This window comes from Eggerthella guodeyinii, from assembly GCF_009834925.2.
Lineage (GTDB): Bacteria > Actinomycetota > Coriobacteriia > Coriobacteriales > Eggerthellaceae > Eggerthella > Eggerthella guodeyinii.
In genome coordinates this window covers 2,237,587-2,254,380 of record NZ_CP063310.1, presented here as the reverse complement: position 1 = coordinate 2,254,380, position 16,794 = coordinate 2,237,587, and the positions used below count along the sequence as shown (strand labels likewise).

The window sequence follows — 16,794 nt, the reverse complement described above, 5'->3', positions numbered from 1 at the left end:
GAGCCATGGATTACTCAATGCTGGTCATCGTGCTCATGGCGTTGCCGCTCGCCGCGTCGCTCGTCATGGCCGCGCTGCCGTCGAAGAGCGTGCCGCGCGGCCTGTACGAGGCCGTGCACCTCGCGTCGCTCGCCGGCGTGCTCGTGCTCGCGCTCTTCCTGACATCGCAGGTGGTGATCTCGGGCGAGGCGGTGAACGCCGTCGGCCTGTGGTTCCACCTCGACGCGCTCGGCAGCGTGTTCGTGGCGCTCATCGGCACGATCGGGTTCCTCACCGGCTTCTACTCGCTGGGCTATATCCGCCACGACGTTGAGATCGGGCACATGACCCCGTCGCAGGTGAAGCAGTACTACGTGTTCTTCAGCCTGTTCGTGTTCACCATGCTCGTGGTGGCGCTGTCCAACAACATCATCATGATGTGGGTGGCCATCGAGGCCACGACGCTGTCCACGGTGTTCCTCGTGGGCGCCTACTCCACGAAGCTCTCGCTCGAGGCCGCGTGGAAGTACGTCATCGTGTGCACCGCCGGCGTGGCGTTCGGCCTGTACGGCACCGTGCTCGTGTACGCCAACGCGGCCGACGTGATGGCCGACGCGCACCAGGCCGTGTTCTGGACGTCGCTTCTGCCGTACGCCTCGCAGTTCGACGTCGTGCTCATGCAGATCGCGTTCGTGTTCGCCGCCATCGGCTTCGGCACGAAGGCCGGCCTGTTCCCCATGCACACGTGGCTGCCCGACGCGCACTCCGAGGCGCCGAGCCCTGTGTCCGGCCTGCTGTCGGGCGTGCTGCTGAAATGCGCCATGCTCATCATCATCCGGTTCTACATCCTGGCCGTGCAGGCCATCGGCCCGGACTTCCCGCAGACGCTCATGCTGGTGCTGGGCATCCTGTCGGTGGCGTTCGCCGCGTTCGCCGTGTTCTCGCAGGACGACCTCAAGCGCAAGCTGGCCTACAGCTCGTGCGAGAACGTGGGCGTCGTGGCCCTGTGCCTGGGCTTCGGCGGCCCGCTCGGCGTGGCGGCGGCGCTTTTGCACTGCATCTTCCACGGCTTCACGAAGGCGCTGCTGTTCTGCCTGTCGGGCAACGTGTTGATGAAGTACGGCACCCGCGACCTCAACAAGATCAGCGGCATCCTGAAGGTGGCCCCGGCCACGGGCGTGCTGCTGGCCGTCGGCCTGTTCGCGCTGTCGGGCTTCCCGCCGTTCGCCATGTTCCTGTCCGAGGTCATGGCCTTCGTGGCCGGCATCGTGGCGGGCCAGATCGTGCTCGTGGTGGTGTTCGCCCTCGCGCTGACCGTGGTCATCGCGGCGCTGACGCACGTGGTGACGCATGCGGTGATGGGCAAGGAGCCCGAGGGCATGAAGAAGGGCGACGTGGGCGTGCTGGCGCTGCTGCCCGAGTTCGTGCTGGCAGCCGTGGTGCTGTGGTTCGGCGTGGCGCTTCCCCAGCCGGTGCTGTCCGGCGTCGAGGAGGCCACGGCCGTCGTGCTGCAGCAGGATACCGACGTGCTGCACGAGGCGCCGCTGTTCAAGGATCTGTTCGCTGCGACCGAAGGCGCGCGCAACGCCCCGTCCGAGTAGGAGAGTGTCATGAAGAGGAAACTGCAAGCGATGCGGGCGGGCGCGAGCCATGTCGAGGCGGTGCGCGAGCGCTTCCCCGGCGTGCTGAAGGACGCCGCCTGGCAGGCCGAGGAGCAGGTGACCATCACGGTGGCCACCGACTCGCTGCCCGACGTCGTCGAGTTCTTGTACTTCGGCCGCGGCGGCTGGCTGCCCATGATGGTGGGCAACGACGAGCGGCCCCTCAACGGGAAGTACGCGCTGTACTACGTGCTGTCCATGGAAGAGGAGGACCCGTGCTTCTGCGTCGTGCGCGCCGAGGTGCCGGCCGACACGTGCGAGTTCCCGTCCGTCACGCCCCGCGTGCCGGCCTGCGTGTGGAGCGAGCGCGAGGTGCGCGACATGTTCGGCCTGCGCCCCGTGGGGCTGCCCGACGAGCGCCGGCTCGTGCTGCCGGACGACTGGCCCGACAACCTGTACCCGCTGCGCAAGGACTCGATGGACTACCGCAAGCGCCCCGCGCCGGTGTCGGACATGGAGAACTACTCGTTTTTGGCCGAGACCGACGGGCGCGAGACCACCGAGATGCCCATGGGGCCCCTGCACATCACCTCCGACGAGCCGGGCCACTTCCGCCTGTTCGTGGAGGGCGAGGAGATCGTCGACGCCGACTACCGCCTGTTCTACGTCCACCGCGGCATGGAGAAGGTGGCCGAGGCGCGCCTCGACTACGACGCCGTCACGTTTCTGGCCGACCGCATCTGCGGCATCTGCGGCTGCGCCCACTCGGTGGCCTACGCGGAGGCCGTGGAGAACGCGCAGGGCATCGCGGTGCCCGAGCGCGCCCAGTTCATCCGCGCCATCGTGCTGGAGGTGGAGCGGTTGCACTCGCACCTGCTGAACCTCGGCCTCGTGTGCCACTTCTGCGGCTTCGACACGGGCTTCCAGCACTTCTTCCGCGTGCGCGAGAAGTCCATGGACCTGGCCGAGCTGCTGACCGGCCACCGCAAGACCTACGGCCTCAACCTCATCGGCGGCGTGCGCCGCGACATCCTGGCCGAGCAGCACCTGGCCACGGTGAAGCTGGTGGGCGAGCTGCGCGCCGAGGTGCAGGGGCTCGTGGAGGAGCTCATGAGCACGCCGAACTTCCTGGCGCGCACCGAGGGCGTGGGCATGCTCGACCCGCGCGTCGCCCGCGCGTTCAGCCCCGTGGGGCCGTGCGTGCGAGGCAGCGGCTTCACGCGCGACGCCCGCTTCGACCACCCCTTCGACGGCTACAAGAGCCTGCAGGGAACGTTCAAGGCGCGCAGCCACGACGGCTGCGACGTGAAGAGCCGCACGCTCGTGCGCATCGAGGAGTTCCTCGACTCGCTCGACATGATCGAGACGCTCATGACGAACGCGCCGGCCGGCCCCATCCTCACCGAGGATTGGACGTACACGCCGCACAAGTTCGGCATCGGCGTGACCGAGGCGCCGCGCGGCGAGGACGTGCACTGGGCCATGACGGGCGACAACCAGAAGTGCTACCGCTGGCGGGCGAAGGCGGCCACGTACAGCAACTGGCCCGTGCTGCGCTACATGTTCCGCGGCAACACCATCTCGGACGCCGCGCTCATCGTGGGCAGCATCGACCCGTGCTACTCGTGCACCGACCGCGTGACCATCGTCGATGTGAACAAGAAGACGAGCCAGGTGCTGACGAAGAACCAGCTGGAGTCGTACTGCCGCCGCCGCACCCACTCTCCGCTGAAGGATTAGGGGGACGTGATGCTGAAGACGCTCAGGAACATCATCAAAACCGGCGACGCGACGGTCAAGTACCCCTTCGCGCCGCTCGAGACGACGCCCGACATGCGCGGCAAGCCCGAGCACGACCTGGAACGCTGCATCGCGTGCGCGGCGTGCGCCGTGGCCTGCCCGCCCAACGCCATCCAGATGGAGTCGGACACGCGTGCGGGCACGATCACCTGGTCCATCGACTACGGGCGCTGCATCTTCTGCGGCCGTTGCGAGGAGGTGTGCCCGCTCGAGGCCATCCGCCTGGGATCGGAGTTCGAGCTGGCGGTCATGCGCAAGGACGACCTCGTGGAAACGTGCACCTACCAGCTGCAGGCGTGCGCGGAGTGCGGCGCGTACTTCGCGCCGCGCAAGGAAGTGGATTACGCGGCCCGGCTGCTGGCCAGCATGGAGGGCTCGCCCGAGGCGGAGGAGGCGCTGAGCCTGGCGGGCACGTGCCCCGCCTGCAAGCGCCGCGCCGACGGCCTCGCGGCGAAACGTACGATCGATGCGCAGGGAGGACGGTCATGACGAACACGCATCTGGTGCCGGAGAGCCTGCAGCACCGTTTGGACAAGGTGGAGCTCGACGACACGATCGCGGCCGCGAAGGCGGCGCTCCTCAACGACATCAAGCGCTCGGTGTACATCTACCGCGTGGACTGCGGCGGCTGCAACGCCTGCGAGATCGAGATATTCGCCACGATCACGCCGGTGTTCGACGCCGAGCGCTTCGGCATCAAGAACATGGCCAGCCCGCGCCACGCCGACATCCTCGTGTACACGGGCGCCGTGACGCGCGCCATGCGCATGCCGGCCCTGCGCGCCTACGAGGCCGCGCCCGACCCGAAGCTCGTGGTGAGCTACGGCGCGTGCGGCTGCACGGGCGGCATCTTCCACGACAACTACTGCGTGTGGGGCGGCACCGACAAGCTGCTGCCGGTGGACGTGTACATCCCCGGCTGCCCGCCGTCGCCGGCGCAGACCATCTACGGGTTCGCCATCGCGCTGGGCCTGCTGGGCCAGAAGCTGCACGAGACGCACCTCGTGGAGGGCGCGGGCGAGCAAGCGCCGCTTCTGCACGCGAGCATCCCCTACAAGCTGCGCGCCGAGCTGGAGCGCGAGGCGCGGCGCATGGCGGGCTACCGCTACGGGCGCGACCTCGCAGACCGTTTCATGGAGGCGCTCGACGGGCAAGGCGGCGACGTGCTGGGCTCGCTCGACGCGCTCGTGGCCGGAGAGGCCGACCCGCGCAAGGCCGAGATATACGCCGACCTCAAGGACGTCGTGTGCGCGAAGGTGCTGGGGGTGCGACCGTGAGCGGGCCGTTCGCCGACCTGTTCGCCGACGCGCCGAACGCGGTGAGCGCCACGGGCTCGACGGTGGAGTTCCGCAAGCTCACCCGCAAGTTCGTGGACAGCGCCTCGTCCATTCCCGAGGAGTCGACCGACGTGCTGTACTACACGCTGGCCGTGGGGCACCACACGGGCGTCATCGACTGCTTCGAGCGGGCGCTAGCCATGCCGGTGGGCGCGTACGAGAAGATGGTGGCGCTCATGGACGACGAGGAGGCGCGCTTCAAGCTGGCCGGCGTGCTGCGCTTCGGCGAGATCGAGATCGACAAGTCGCACGTGGGCCTGCTGCTGCCGGCCGCGCGCGCGGCCCTGGCGGGCCTCGACGTGTTCAACGAGCCGGGCAAGACGAGCATCGCGCTCGACCCGTCCGAGGTGGGGCAGCTCATGGGGTTCGTCGACCTGCTGCTGGCGGTGCGCGACGAGCCCTCGGTGTACGCGATGGTGAGGAGGGTGGCATGAGCGGCGTGGTGCTGACCGCCGGCAGCGTGCTGCGCGGCGACGACGCGGCGGGGCCGATGCTGGCCAAGCTGCTGGAGGAGAATCCCGTCGAGGGTTGGGAGGTGGTGGACGGCGGCCAGACGCCCGAGGACGACCTCGCGGTGGTGCGCCGCTGCGCGCCCGAGCGCATCCTGTTCGTGGACGCCGCCCAGATGCGGCTGGCGCCCGGATCGATACGGCGGCTCGGGGCGGAGGACGTGGCCACGCAGTTCCTCATCACCACGCATTCCCTGCCCATCACCTTTCTGCTTGGCGAACTCGACCGCATCTGCGACAATGTGACGTTTCTCGGCATTCAGCTGCGATCGACCGAATTCTTCGATCCGCTGTCGTCGGAGGTGCGCGACGCCCTCGACGACGTGATGGGCTGCTTGCGGGACGGAGGCGATTTCACGCGGTACGCGGCCATGGGGAACTGAGACCCGGCGGCGCATCGCCGTCCGGACAACGCGCTTCAAAACATACGGCTGGAGGAAGGGACGAGATCATGGCAATGACGCAAGACGAGTTGAAGGCGCTCAAGCCCGACGCGCTGTCGCCGGCGGAGACCGAGGCGAAGGCCGAGGGGATCGGCTGCACGAAGGCGGAGATGGCGGGCGGCAAGTGCTTCGTGTCGGCCATCCTGGCCGGCGCGTTCATCGGGTTCGGCGCGACGTTCTTCTGCCTGTTCCTGGGCGACACGACCATGCCGTTCGGCGTGCAGCGCCTCGTGGGCGGCATCTGCTTCTGCCTGGGCCTGTCGCTCGTGCTGTGCTGCGGTGCCGAGCTGTTCACCGGCAACGCGCTCATGCTGTGCGCGAAGGCGTCGGGGAGGATCTGCTGGGCGAAGCTGTTCAAGAACTGGGGCGTCGTGTGGGTGGGCAATCTCGTGGGCTCGCTGATCGCCGTGGCGCTCGTGTACCTCGCGAACACGCAGGGCATGAACGGCGGCGCCGTGGGCGCGACGTTCGTCAGCGTGGCCGCCGGCAAGGTGGCGCTCGACGTGGTGCCGATGTTCTTCAAGGCCATCCTCTGCAACATCTTCGTGTGCCTGGCGGTGTGGATCGGGTTCTCGGCCCGCACGGTCACCGACAAGGTCATCGGCATCCTGCTGCCCATCTCGGCCTTCGTGGCCATCGGCTTCGAGCACAGCGTGGCCAACATGTTCTTCCTGCCCATGGGGCTGCTCATGAACGTGATGGGCGTGGGCGCGGCCGGCGCGGTTACCGTGGGCGGCGTGGCCTTCAACCTCGTGATCGTCACCCTCGGCAACATCGTGGGCGGCGGCCTGGTGGGGCTCGCGTACTGGTACATCTACCACAAGAAGCCCGAGACGAAGTAGGCTGCCGTGGACGCATGCATGACGGCGGTGCGAAAGGATGCGGGGGAGGCGCGCGTGCCCGCGGGCGGGCGCGCCTCCGCGGAGGGATGCGGCCCCGGGCCCGGCGGCGAGTTCCGCGCCGAGCCCGACGCGGAGGGCGCGGCCTCGATGCGCGAGGTGGAGGCGCTGCTGGTGCGCGAGGACGGCTGCGTCCGGCGCACCGAGGTGGTGGCCGTGGAGATGCGGGTCGACCTCGCGGTGGACGGCGTCCCCTGGACGACGGCGGCGTGCTCGCCGGGCGACCTCGAGGACTACGCCTACGGCGCGGCGTTCGCGGCGGGCCTCGTCGGGGAGGCGGGCGACGTGGCGGGCGTGGACGTGCGCTTCGCCGGCGGCACCGCCGCGATCGACGTGCGCCTGCGCGCGCCGCGGACGGCGCTTCCGCAGGCGGGAGGCCCGGCGTTGCCGGGATGCCTGCTGGACGCCGGCGCGGCGGCGCGCACGGCCGCCGGTGCGGCGCGCGCGTGCGCCCCGCTCGAGCCCGCGGCCGTGTGGCGCATGAGCCGCGCGCTGCTGCCCGCCCAGGGCATGCACCTGGCCACGGGCGCCACCCATGCGGCCGTGTTCGCCGACCGCTCGGGCGCGCCCGTGCTCATGCGCGAGGACGTGGGGCGCCACAACGCGGTGGACAAGCTCGTCGGCGCGCTCATGCGCGCGGGGATCGACCCGCAGGATGGCTTCGCCTACCTGTCGAGCCGCTGCGCGCTCGAGCTGGTGGCGAAGCTGGCCCGGGCGGGCGTACGCATCGTGGCCACCGTGTCGGCCCCGACGTCGGCCGTGCTCGACTTCGCCGAGCGGGAGGGCATCGCGCTGGCCGCCTTCGCGCGCGACGGACGCTTCACCGTGTACGCCCACCCCGAGCTCATCGCGCTGTAGGCGCGCGGGCGCGGGGCGCAGGGCGCGGCGCAACCGCTCGCCGCGGACGCTCCGCGGCGTGGAAAGGGAGGCATCATGGACAAGAAGGCCGAACGAGGGGAGTCCCTGCGGGCGCTGGACCGCCTGATGGAGGGCAACCGGCGCTACGTGGACGCCGTGCGCAACGACGCGGACATCTCGCGGCTCGTCCGCAAGCGCACGATGGTGGACGGGCAGCGCCCCTTTGCCATCGTGGTCACCTGCTCTGACTCGCGCGTGGTTCCCGAGCACATCTTCATGGCGGGCGTCGGCGACCTGTTCACCGTGCGGGTGGCGGGCAACGTGGTGGCCGACACGCAGCTGGCGAGCGTGGTGTACGCCGCGTCCCACGCGGGCGCGCGCCTCGTGCTGGTGCTGGGGCACACCTGCTGCGGCGCGGTGGGCGCGGCCATCGCGGGCGGCGCCGAGGGCTGCGTGGGCGCGGTCACCGACCTGGTGCGCTCCGCCATCGGCGACGAGCGGGACGATTACGCCGCCTGCGCCTTGAACGTGCGCGCGTCGGTGGACCGGCTGCTGCGGGACGCGGAGGTCCGCGCCCTCGTGGAGGGCGCGGGCGTGGAGGTGCTGGGCGGCGTGTACCGCCTCGACAGCGGGCGCGTGGAGCTTCTCGCGCCCGCCGCGCGGGAGGCGCGCCGCCCGAGGGAGGGCTGATGCCCGCACGCGCGGCGGGGAGGGCGCGCGCCGCGGCGCGCTGGCCGGTCGCGGCGCTCGCCATCGGCGCCGCGGCCGGCGGCGCCACGGTGGCGCTCGGCTGGGCGGTGGATCTGGCGGTGGCGACGTTCTACGCGCACGAGCGGCTCGTGTGGCTGCTGCCGGCGGCGGGACTCGCCACCTACGGGCTGTACCGCATCTTGCGCCTGCCGTTCTCGCTGGGCACCTCCGACGTCATCGAGGCGGCCCGCGCCTCGCGGCCCGTGCCCCGGGCGCTCGCGCCGGCCATCTTCCTGGGCACGTGCTGCACGCTTCTGTGCGGCGGGTCGGTGGGCAAGGAGGCCGCGGCTCTGCAGCTGGGCGGCAGCATCTCGTCGTGGCTGGGCCCTCTGCTGGGGCTGCGCGACGAGGGGCTCCAGGAAACCTGCATCATGTGCGGCATGGCGGCGGCGCTGTCCGCGGTGCTGCTGGCGCCGGTCGCCGCGGCCGTGTTCACCGTGGAGGTCATGCACCGCCGCCTCGCGCATCCCGCGCGCTTGGCCGCGCCCGCGCTGTCGGCGCTCGTCGCGTTCGCGGTGGCGCGCGCGGCCGGCGCGCGCCTCGTGTCGCCGGCCGCCGCGGCGCTCGACATGGCGGGCGCCTCGCCGCTCGCCATCGTGGCGCTCGGCGTTGCCGCCGCGGTCGTCGCGGGCGCGTTCTGCGTGGCGCTGCGCGTGCTGCGCCGCTCCGTCGCGCGCCTCGACTCCGTGCCGCTCGTCATCGTGGTGGGCGGCGCGGCCGTGTCCATGCTGCTGGGCTTCACCGACCTGGCGCCCTACGGCGGCACGGGGGCGGCGCAGATCGACGCGGCGCTCGCCGGGGCCGCGCTGCCGCCCGAGGCCTTCCTCGCGAAGGCCGCGCTCACCCTGCTCGTGCTCGCCGCCGGGTTCAAGGGCGGCGAGATCATGCCGGTGCTGTGCGTCGGGGCGTGCCTCGGCTCGACGTTCGCCGCCGCGAGCGGGCTCGACGGCGCGAGCTTCGCCGCGCTCGGCATGGTGGCCCTGTTCGCGGGCTGCTCGAACTGCCCGCTGGCCTCCGTCGCGCTGGGCGCCGAGCTGTTCGGCCTCGCGGCCGCGCCGGCCTGCGCGCTGGCGGCGGCGTGCGCGTTCGCGTGCTCGTACCGGTGTAGCCTGTACCAGTCGGCCGTGATCGCCTGGACGCCGCGCGGGCTGCTGCACGACCTCGTGACGAAAACCGCTCGCCGATCATGGAATTGACGATTGCGACGGGCGGCCGACATACGGTATCATTACTGCGTTGCTTCGCATTGGCACGACTTCTGCGCGGGTGCCATTTCTGCATGCGGGGCTGCGTTTCACCACCGCGCACCCCATCGCGTCCCGCATGCGCTTCTGCGCGCGTCCGGCGGCGCTGCTCCATCCATTCTGCATCGCAATCGAATATCGCGCAAGCTTACTATCGACTGGTATCGAAGGGGGCCACTATGACTGACTATCAGGCAATGTGGGAAGACTTGGGTATGGATCTGGAAACGCACGACCAGCTGTGCGCCGTGCTGCCGATGGCGTTCGGCGACACGTACCTCACGCAGGAGAACCGACCGGAGGGCATGGCGTTCTACGACTTCGTGGTGTCCGAGATCCACGGCGTGCGCCCGGCCGAGCTCATCGAGCTGCAGAAGCAGGGCGGCAAGGTGTTCGGCACGTTCTGCGTGTTCGTGCCCGACGAGGTGGTCGTCGCCTGCGGCGGCGCCGTCACCGGCCTGTGCGGCGGCTCGCAGTTCTGGGTGCCCGAAGGCGAGAAGGTGCTGCCGAGCGGCATCTGCCCGCTGATCAAGGCGTCGCTGGGCGCGCACTTCGGCAAGACCTGCCCGTACTTCAGCGTGGCGGATATGTACGTGGGCGAGACCACGTGCGACGGCAAGAAGAAGGCCTACGAGATCCTCGGGGCCGACAAGAAGACCTACGTCATGGACGTGCCGCAGATGAAGCGCGCCAAGGACATCGCGGCGTGGAAGGACGAGATCGCGCTGTTCGCCGACGAGGTGGAGGCCGAGACGGGCAAGGAGCTGACGGCCGAGAACCTGGCCGCCGCCATCCGCACCATCAACGAGAAGCGCCGCGCTCTGGCGCGCGTGTTCGAGGCCCGCAAGGCCGACCCGGTGCCCATTAGCGGCAAGGACGCCCTGCTCATGATGCAGATCGCGTTCTTCGACGACCCGGTGCGCTGCGCCGAGATGGCCAACAAGCTGGCCGACGAGCTGGAGGAGCGCATCGAGCGCGGCGAGGGCGTGGTGCCGGCCGGTACGAAGCGCATCCTGATCACGGGTACGCCGCTGGCCATCCCGAACTGGAAGCTGCACCACCTCATCGAGACGAGCGGCGCCGTGGTGGTGTGCGAGGAGATGTGCACGGGCACGCGCTACTTCGAGAACGAGGTGGACGAGGGCGCCGACACGCTCGACGGCATGTTCCAGGCGCTGTCCGAGCGCTACATGAAGAACAACTGCGCGTGCTTCACGCCGAACCCGGGCCGCATCGAGGACGTGGTGCGCATGGCGAAGGAGTACCAGGTGGACGGCGTGATCGACGCGAACCTCAAGTTCTGCACGCTCTACGACGTGGAGAAGGGCTCGCTGGCCGACGCGCTGGCCGAGGAGGGCATCCCGTGCCTGGGCCTCGAGACGGACTACGCCGACAACGACGCCGAGCAGCTGCGCACGCGCATCGGCGCGTTCGTCGAGATGCTGGACGCGTAGGGCCGAAGCCGTGCAACGAGACGCTGCCGATACGGTGAACGAGGACGCGCGGCCCGTGGATTGCTATATCCTGTTCTCGAGCCACACCGACGGCTGGCGTCTGTACGAAGCGGCGCGCGACGCGGGGTGCACGGTGCGCATATCGCCCACGCCCCGCGCCGCGCGCGCATCCTGCGGGGTGTCGCTGCTCGCGTCGTGCGACGACGTGGAGCGGATCGAGCGCCTCGCGCAGGAGGAGGGCATCCCGCTCGAAGGGGTCGCCCGGCTGCCGCGCCAGCTCAACGCGCGGCGCGATACGTTTTGCTGACGAGCGCGCCCCGCCTTCGCGCGGGGCGCGCGACGACGAAGGAAGAAGGGATCGCGATGGAGCAGATCGACGCACGGGGCCAGGCGTGCCCGCTGCCCGTGGTGCGCGCCAAGAAGGCGCTCGCGGCCATGGAAGAGGGCGTGCTCGAGGTGCTCGTGGACAACAGGACCGCGGTGCACAACCTCGAAGCGCTCGCCAAGACGCTCAAGGTGGAAGCGGTCAGCGACGAGCGCGGCGAGGCTGCGTTCGCGGTGACGTTCGCGAAGGGCGCGACGGCGGGCGACGGGGCCGCCGCCGGAGCGGATGCGGATGCGGCCGCCGCCGTGTGCCCGGCCGTCCAGGCGGCGCCGACGGGCGGTGTCGTGGCGGTCATCCCGTCCGAGTTCATGGGCTCGGGCGACGACGAGCTGGGTGCGGTGCTCATGAAGGGCTTCGTGTTCGCCCTCACGCAGCTCGACGAGCTGCCGGCGACGGTGCTCATGTACAACGGCGGCGTGAAGCTGGCGTGCGCCGGCTCCTCGTCGCTCGACGACCTGCGCGCGCTGGCCGAGGCCGGCGTGGAGATCATGAGCTGCGGCACGTGCCTGAACCATTACGGCCTGGCCGATCGGTTGGAAGTGGGCGAGGCCACGAACATGTACGTGATCGTGGACAAGCAGGCGAACGCGCGCGGGATCATCCGCCCGTAGGGCGGGCGGCGCGCGAGACTAAGGACCGTACAGCTATGATCTACTTCGACAACGCGGCCACCACCGCCGCCAAGCCGCCTGCGGTGGCCGAGGCGGTGGCGCGCGCCATCAACGGGTTCGGCGGCGTGGGCCGCGGCGTGCACGAGGCGTCCCTCGACGCGGGCTACGCCGTGTTCCGGGCGCGCCAGCAGCTCGCGCGCCTGCTGGGCGCCGGCGACCCCTCGCGGGTGGCCTTCGCCAGCAACGCCACCGAGGCGCTGAACACGGCTGTGAACGGGCTCGTGCGGCCGGGCGACAAGCTGGTGACCACGGCCGCGTCGCACAACTCGGTGTTGCGCCCGCTGTACCGCGCGGTGGACGAGCGCGGCTGCGAGCTGGCCGTGGTGCCGCACGACGCGCGCGGCGCGCTCGACTACGAGGCACTCGACGCGGCGCTCGAGCCGGACGTGCGCCTCGCGGTCGTCACCCACGCGTCGAACCTGACGGGCGACGTGTACGACGTCGCGCGCATCGCCCGCATGTGCCGCGAGCGCGGCGTGCTGCTGCTGGTGGACGCCGCCCAGACGGCCGGCGTCGTGCCCATCGACATGGGGCGCGACGGGCTTGACCTCGTGGCGTTCACGGGGCACAAGAGCCTGTACGGCCCGCAGGGCACGGGCGGCCTCGCGGTTGCCGAGGGCGTGGACGTGGAGCCGCTCAAGGTGGGCGGCTCAGGGACGCACAGCTACGACCGGCGCCATCCTGCGCGCATGCCCGAGCGCCTGGAAGCGGGCACGCTCAACGCCCACGGCATCGCCGGCTTGGGCGCGGGGCTCGCCTACCTCGAGGAGCGCGGCGTCGAGCAGACGGGAGCGCGGGTGCGGGCCCTGGCCGAGCGCTTCGAGCGCGGCGTGGTCGGCATCGAGGGCGTGCGGGTGCTGGGAGGCGGCGGCGACGCCGGGCGCTGCGGCATCGTGGCGCTCAACGTGGGCGAGCTGGACTCCGCGGCGGTGGGCGACGCGCTCAACGCCGAGTTCGGCATCTGCACGCGCGCCGGCGCCCACTGCGCGCCGCTCATGCACGAGGCGCTGGGCACGCAGGACCAGGGCGCCGTGCGGTTCAGCTTCAGCAGCTTCAACGACGAGGACGAGGTGGACGCCGGCATCGCCGCGGTGGCCGCCATCGCCGAGGAGGCCTGAGCCGTGCGGGAGAAGACGCCGAAGGCCGTGGTGACGTTCGCGTCCACGAGCGACGCGATGGCCGTGGAGGCCGCCGCCCGCGAGACGGGCTTCCCGGGCAGGATGATCCCCATCCCGTCCGAGATATCCGCCGGCTGCGGCCTCGCCTGGTGCGTCCCGGCCGAGGAGCGGCGCGCGCTGCTGGACGCCCTCGAGAGCGGCGGCCTGGCATACGAGGCCGTGCACGAGGTGGAGCTGTACTAGGCGCCCCGCCACGTGGCGCGGAGGGGGATGGGCGTGCCGCGCGACTCGCCCGCGCCGATGGGACGACCTGCGGGTTCTCTCATCGGCGCGGATGCGCCGCACGACAGGCACGCTCTCCTCCGCGCCAAGAGAAAAGACGAAAGGACCTCACCCATGCCTTCTATCGGCATCGACATAGGAAGCACGGCGGCGAAGGCTGCGGTGCTCGAGGGCGGCGAGCTCGTCGCGACGTTCGTGTGCCCGACGGGGTTCAGCAGCGTGGACGCGGCCGAGCGCCTGGCCGAGCAGCTGCGCGCCCGGGGCTTCGACGCGCTCGACGCGCCCTGCATAGCCACCGGCTACGGGCGCGTGGCCGTGCCCTACGCGAACCGCGTGGTCACCGAGATCACCTGCCACGGCAAGGGCGCCGGTTTCCTGTTCGGCGGCGAGGGCACCGTGGTGGACGTGGGCGGCCAGGACACGAAGGTCATCGTGCTGCGCGGCGGCAAGGTGGTGAAGTTCGCGATGAACGACAAGTGCTCGGCCGGCACGGGCAAGTTCCTCGAGGTCATGGCGAACCGCCTCGGCGTCAGCCAGGAGGAGCTCGCGCGCCTCGCGCGCGCCGGCGCGCCCACGTCCATCTCGTCCATGTGCACGGTGTTCGCGGAGTCCGAGGTCATCAGCCTCATCGGCACGGGCACGCCCCGCGAGGACATCGCGTACGGCGTGATCGAGTCGGTGGTGGAGCGGGTGTCGGTGCTCGTGGCGCAGGGCAAGGGCGCGCCCTTCTACCTAACGGGCGGCCTGTGCGAGAACGAGTACTTCATCGAGCGCTTGGGAGCGCGCCTCGGCTCGCCCGTGGCCACCGACGCGCGGGCGCGCTTCGCCGGCGCGGTGGGCGCAGCGCTGCTGGCGGCGGAGGGGGAGGATCGCCGTGACGGATAACGGGCTGCCGCGCACGTTCGAGGACTTCAACGAGGCGCGCAAGCGCGGCTTTTTGGCCGCGAAGGAGTACAAGGAGCAGGGCGGCAAGCTGGCGGGCTGTTTGTGCTCGTACACGCCGCTCGAGGTGATCGACGCCGCCGGCATGGCGGCCATCGGCCTGTGCGGCATGAGCGACGAGGCCATCCCCGACGCCGAGACCGTTCTGCCGAAGAACCTGTGCCCGCTCATCAAGGGCACCTACGGCTTCGCGCTGACCGAGAAGTGCCCGTACACCTACTTCTCCGACATCATCGTGGGCGAGACCACCTGCGACGGCAAGAAGAAGATGTACGAGCTGCTGGCCGACCTCAAGGACGTGCACGTGCTGCACCTGCCCCAGAGCCAGGCGCGCTCCTACGCCGCCGACATCTGGCACGAGGAGGTGAAGCTGCTCGCGGAAGAGCTCGAGCGCCGCTTCGGCGCGCGCATCACCGACGAGAAGCTGCGGGCCGCGGCGCGCCTGCGCAACCGCTACCGGCGCGCGCTCGTGCGGCTCTACGAGCTGCAGCTGAACGACCCGCCCGCCGTGCACGGCGTGGAGCTCATGAGCACGCTGCTGGCCAGCACGTTCAGCTTCGACGTGGAGGCCTTCGTCGGGCGGCTCGAGGCGCTGGCGGACGAGCGCGAGCGCGCCTACGCGGCGGGCGAGCGCCCCGTGAGCGCCTCGGCCAAGCGCATCCTGCTCACGGGCTGCCCGTCGGGCGGCGTCATCAACAAGGTGGGCAAGGTGATCGAGGAGCACGGCGGCGTCATCGTGTGCCTCGACGACTGCTCGGGCGAGAGGGCGAACCGCCTGCTCGTCGACGAGGACGCCGACGACATCCTGCGCGCCATCGCCGATCGCTACCTCGCCATCAACTGCTCGGTCATGACGCCGAACGGGGCCCGCATCGACAACACGGTGGACCTGGCCCGCGCCTACCGCGCCGACGGCGTGGTGGAGGTGGTGCTGCAGGCGTGCCACACGTTCAACGTGGAGTCTGCCCGCGTGCAGCGGCGCATGGAGGACGAGGGCATCCCGTACCTCAAGCTGGAGACCGACTACTCCCCGGGGGACAGCGGCCAGGTGGGAACCAGGCTAGCCGCGTTCATCGAGATGCTGTAGTCCTTTTTCTTGGCGAATCCGCCTGATGTCCTAAAAGGGGCCTGGCCCCTTTTAGGACGTTTTCACGCGCGCATCGCGATGGTGCCGCTCGTTCCCTCCCGCACGCTGCCGATTCTCGCGGGCTTCCTGCCGGCCGCCTTCTCGAACGCCGCCGCGAACGCGGCGGCCTCCTCGGGCGCCACGGCCACCAGCAGGCCGCCCGACGTCTGCGGGTCGCAGAGCACGCCCATGCGGTTCTCGAACTCCTCGTCGCCGAGCGCGCCCTGCTCCACGAAGGCGCGCGCCCAGTCCACGATGCCGAACGTCTTGGCGGGGCGGCAGAAGTCGCAGGAGTACCGGTAGGCGCCCTCGAACAGGGGCAGGTCCTCCCAGACGAGCTCGGCCGAGGCGCCGGAGGCGTCGAGCATCTCGTGGAGATGGCCCGCCAGCCCGAAGCCCGTCACGTCGGTGGCGGCGTGCACGTGCACGCTCGCCATGGCCTCGGCACCCGCCTTGTTGAGCTCCATCATGGAGTCGATGACGGGGCGCATGCCCTCGTCGTCCTCGAACCCGGCGCGGAACGCCGAGTTCATGAGCCCCGAGCCGATGGCCTTCGTGTAGAACAGCGCGTCGCCCGGCAGCGCGCCGCCGTTGCGGACGATGCGGTCGGGGTGCACGGTGCCGAACACCGACAGCCCGTACTTGGGCTCGTCGTCCTCGATGGAATGGCCGCCCACCACGAACGCGCCGGCCTCGGCCACCTTGTCGGCGCCGCCGCGCAGCACGTCACCCACCACGTCGGTTCCCAGGCTGCACGGGAAGGCGAGGATGTTGAGCGCGGTCAGCGGCTTCGCGCCCATGGCGAACACGTCGGACAGCGCGTTGGCCGCGGCGATGGCGCCGAACTCGTAGGGATCGTCCACCACCGGCGTGAAGAAGTCGAGCGTCAGCACGGCGGCCGTCTCGTCGTCCAGGCGGTACACGGCGGCGTCGTCGGACGTGTCGAAGCCCAGCAGCAGGTCGGCGTCGGGAGGCGGCGCGATGTCCTTCAGTATCTCTTCGAGGTCGCCCGGACCCCACTTCGCCGCTCAACCGCCCTTCTCGGTGAGGTGGGTGAGGCGTATGCGCTCGGTCTCGCTCATGGACGTTCCTTCCGCACGGAACACGATTGGTTGCTGCCAGCCAGTATAGCAGTCCCGCGCCCCCTCCGAGCGCCCTGCCGCCGACGCGTTATCCAGGCCGTTCGTCGATACCGCACCGCGGTGGCAAACGCACCGTCTACCGGAGACGGGTCGCCGTCCGCCACGGGAAAGCGACCGCTCGCTCGGGCGCTTTTCCCGTCGAGTGACGCTTACCGAATATTCCACGAGGGAATCAAGGGAGTTTGCGCATAAAACGACCCATATCATCAGAAACTAATTACGTCGGATCTGGGCGCGCTTGCTAAGATCGCGAT

Annotated in this window: 18 protein-coding genes; 17 read left to right on the top strand and 1 reads right to left on the bottom strand. The window is 70.4% G+C overall.

All coding sequences use genetic code 11. The features are described from left to right. The first annotated feature begins 5 nt into the window (after positions 1-5). The 17 genes from GS424_RS09460 (at position 6) to GS424_RS09380 (ending at position 15,359) form a co-directional block, all read left to right on the top strand. Positions 6-1,580: a hydrogenase 4 subunit F gene (locus GS424_RS09460; RefSeq protein ID WP_160942431.1), complete on the top strand. Its 1,575-nt coding sequence runs from the start codon at positions 6-8 to the stop codon at positions 1,578-1,580. A gap of 9 nt (positions 1,581-1,589) precedes the next feature. Further along, positions 1,590-3,320 (top strand): hydrogenase large subunit, encoded by a 1,731-nt coding sequence (locus GS424_RS09455; protein ID WP_160942432.1) that lies wholly within the window; start codon positions 1,590-1,592, stop codon positions 3,318-3,320. A 9-nt stretch (positions 3,321-3,329) separates the two neighbouring features. Beyond that, positions 3,330-3,869, top strand: coding sequence for a formate hydrogenlyase complex iron-sulfur subunit (locus tag GS424_RS09450; RefSeq protein ID WP_160942527.1), 540 nt, complete (start codon positions 3,330-3,332; stop codon positions 3,867-3,869). Then, positions 3,866-4,657 carry an NADH-quinone oxidoreductase subunit B family protein gene (locus GS424_RS09445; RefSeq protein ID WP_160942433.1) on the top strand — a complete coding sequence of 264 codons (792 nt, stop codon included), beginning with the start codon at positions 3,866-3,868 and terminating at the stop codon, positions 4,655-4,657. The genes GS424_RS09450 and GS424_RS09445 overlap by 4 nt, the downstream gene beginning before the upstream one ends. Further along, complete coding sequence (locus tag GS424_RS09440; protein WP_218958848.1) at positions 4,627-5,151, top strand: formate hydrogenlyase maturation HycH family protein; 525 nt, start codon at positions 4,627-4,629, stop codon at positions 5,149-5,151. The genes GS424_RS09445 and GS424_RS09440 overlap by 31 nt, the downstream gene beginning before the upstream one ends. Beyond that, positions 5,148-5,609 carry a hydrogenase 3 maturation endopeptidase HyCI gene (locus tag GS424_RS09435; protein WP_160942434.1) on the top strand — a complete coding sequence of 154 codons (462 nt, stop codon included), beginning with the start codon at positions 5,148-5,150 and terminating at the stop codon, positions 5,607-5,609. The genes GS424_RS09440 and GS424_RS09435 overlap by 4 nt, the downstream gene beginning before the upstream one ends. A gap of 68 nt (positions 5,610-5,677) precedes the next feature. After that, on the top strand, positions 5,678-6,511 hold the full coding sequence (locus tag GS424_RS09430; protein WP_244977509.1) for a formate/nitrite transporter family protein: 834 nt from the start codon (positions 5,678-5,680) through the stop codon (positions 6,509-6,511). An 18-nt stretch (positions 6,512-6,529) separates the two neighbouring features. After that, positions 6,530-7,426, top strand: a complete 897-nt coding sequence (gene fdhD, locus GS424_RS09425) for a formate dehydrogenase accessory sulfurtransferase FdhD (RefSeq protein WP_160942435.1) — start codon at positions 6,530-6,532, stop codon at positions 7,424-7,426. Between the two features lie 75 nt (positions 7,427-7,501). Beyond that, the gene (locus GS424_RS09420) at positions 7,502-8,116 is read left to right on the top strand and encodes a carbonic anhydrase (protein WP_160942436.1); all 615 of its coding nucleotides are present in this window, start codon (positions 7,502-7,504) and stop codon (positions 8,114-8,116) included. Next, positions 8,116-9,372: a chloride channel protein gene (locus tag GS424_RS09415; RefSeq protein WP_160942437.1), complete on the top strand. Its 1,257-nt coding sequence runs from the start codon at positions 8,116-8,118 to the stop codon at positions 9,370-9,372. The genes GS424_RS09420 and GS424_RS09415 overlap by 1 nt, the downstream gene beginning before the upstream one ends. Before the next feature lie 227 nt (positions 9,373-9,599). After that, positions 9,600-10,874: a double-cubane-cluster-containing anaerobic reductase gene (locus GS424_RS09410; RefSeq protein WP_160942438.1), complete on the top strand. Its 1,275-nt coding sequence runs from the start codon at positions 9,600-9,602 to the stop codon at positions 10,872-10,874. A 10-nt stretch (positions 10,875-10,884) separates the two neighbouring features. Continuing rightward, the gene (locus GS424_RS09405; RefSeq protein ID WP_160942439.1) at positions 10,885-11,181 is read left to right on the top strand and encodes a putative Se/S carrier protein; all 297 of its coding nucleotides are present in this window, start codon (positions 10,885-10,887) and stop codon (positions 11,179-11,181) included. A 56-nt stretch (positions 11,182-11,237) separates the two neighbouring features. Continuing rightward, positions 11,238-11,870 carry a sulfurtransferase-like selenium metabolism protein YedF gene (gene yedF / locus GS424_RS09400; RefSeq protein ID WP_160942440.1) on the top strand — a complete coding sequence of 211 codons (633 nt, stop codon included), beginning with the start codon at positions 11,238-11,240 and terminating at the stop codon, positions 11,868-11,870. Between the two features lie 35 nt (positions 11,871-11,905). Then, a complete protein-coding gene (locus GS424_RS09395) occupies positions 11,906-13,048 on the top strand; it encodes an aminotransferase class V-fold PLP-dependent enzyme (protein ID WP_160942441.1) in 1,143 nt (380 codons plus the stop codon). 3 nt (positions 13,049-13,051) lie between these two features. After that, entirely contained in the window at positions 13,052-13,291 is a 240-nt protein-coding gene (locus tag GS424_RS09390; protein WP_160942442.1) for a putative Se/S carrier protein, read from the top strand. Positions 13,292-13,444: 153 nt separating this feature from the next. Next, positions 13,445-14,215, top strand: coding sequence for an acyl-CoA dehydratase activase (locus GS424_RS09385; protein WP_160942443.1), 771 nt, complete (start codon positions 13,445-13,447; stop codon positions 14,213-14,215). Continuing rightward, positions 14,205-15,359 carry a double-cubane-cluster-containing anaerobic reductase gene (locus GS424_RS09380; protein ID WP_160942444.1) on the top strand — a complete coding sequence of 385 codons (1,155 nt, stop codon included), beginning with the start codon at positions 14,205-14,207 and terminating at the stop codon, positions 15,357-15,359. Before GS424_RS09385 ends, GS424_RS09380 begins: the two co-directional genes overlap by 11 nt. Positions 15,360-15,421: 62 nt before the next feature. Here the strand turns inward: GS424_RS09380 and selD are convergent, their stop codons facing one another. Then, positions 15,422-16,480, bottom strand: coding sequence for a selenide, water dikinase SelD (gene selD / locus GS424_RS09375; RefSeq protein WP_160942445.1), 1,059 nt, complete (start codon positions 16,478-16,480; stop codon positions 15,422-15,424). Positions 16,481-16,794 lie beyond the last annotated feature (314 nt).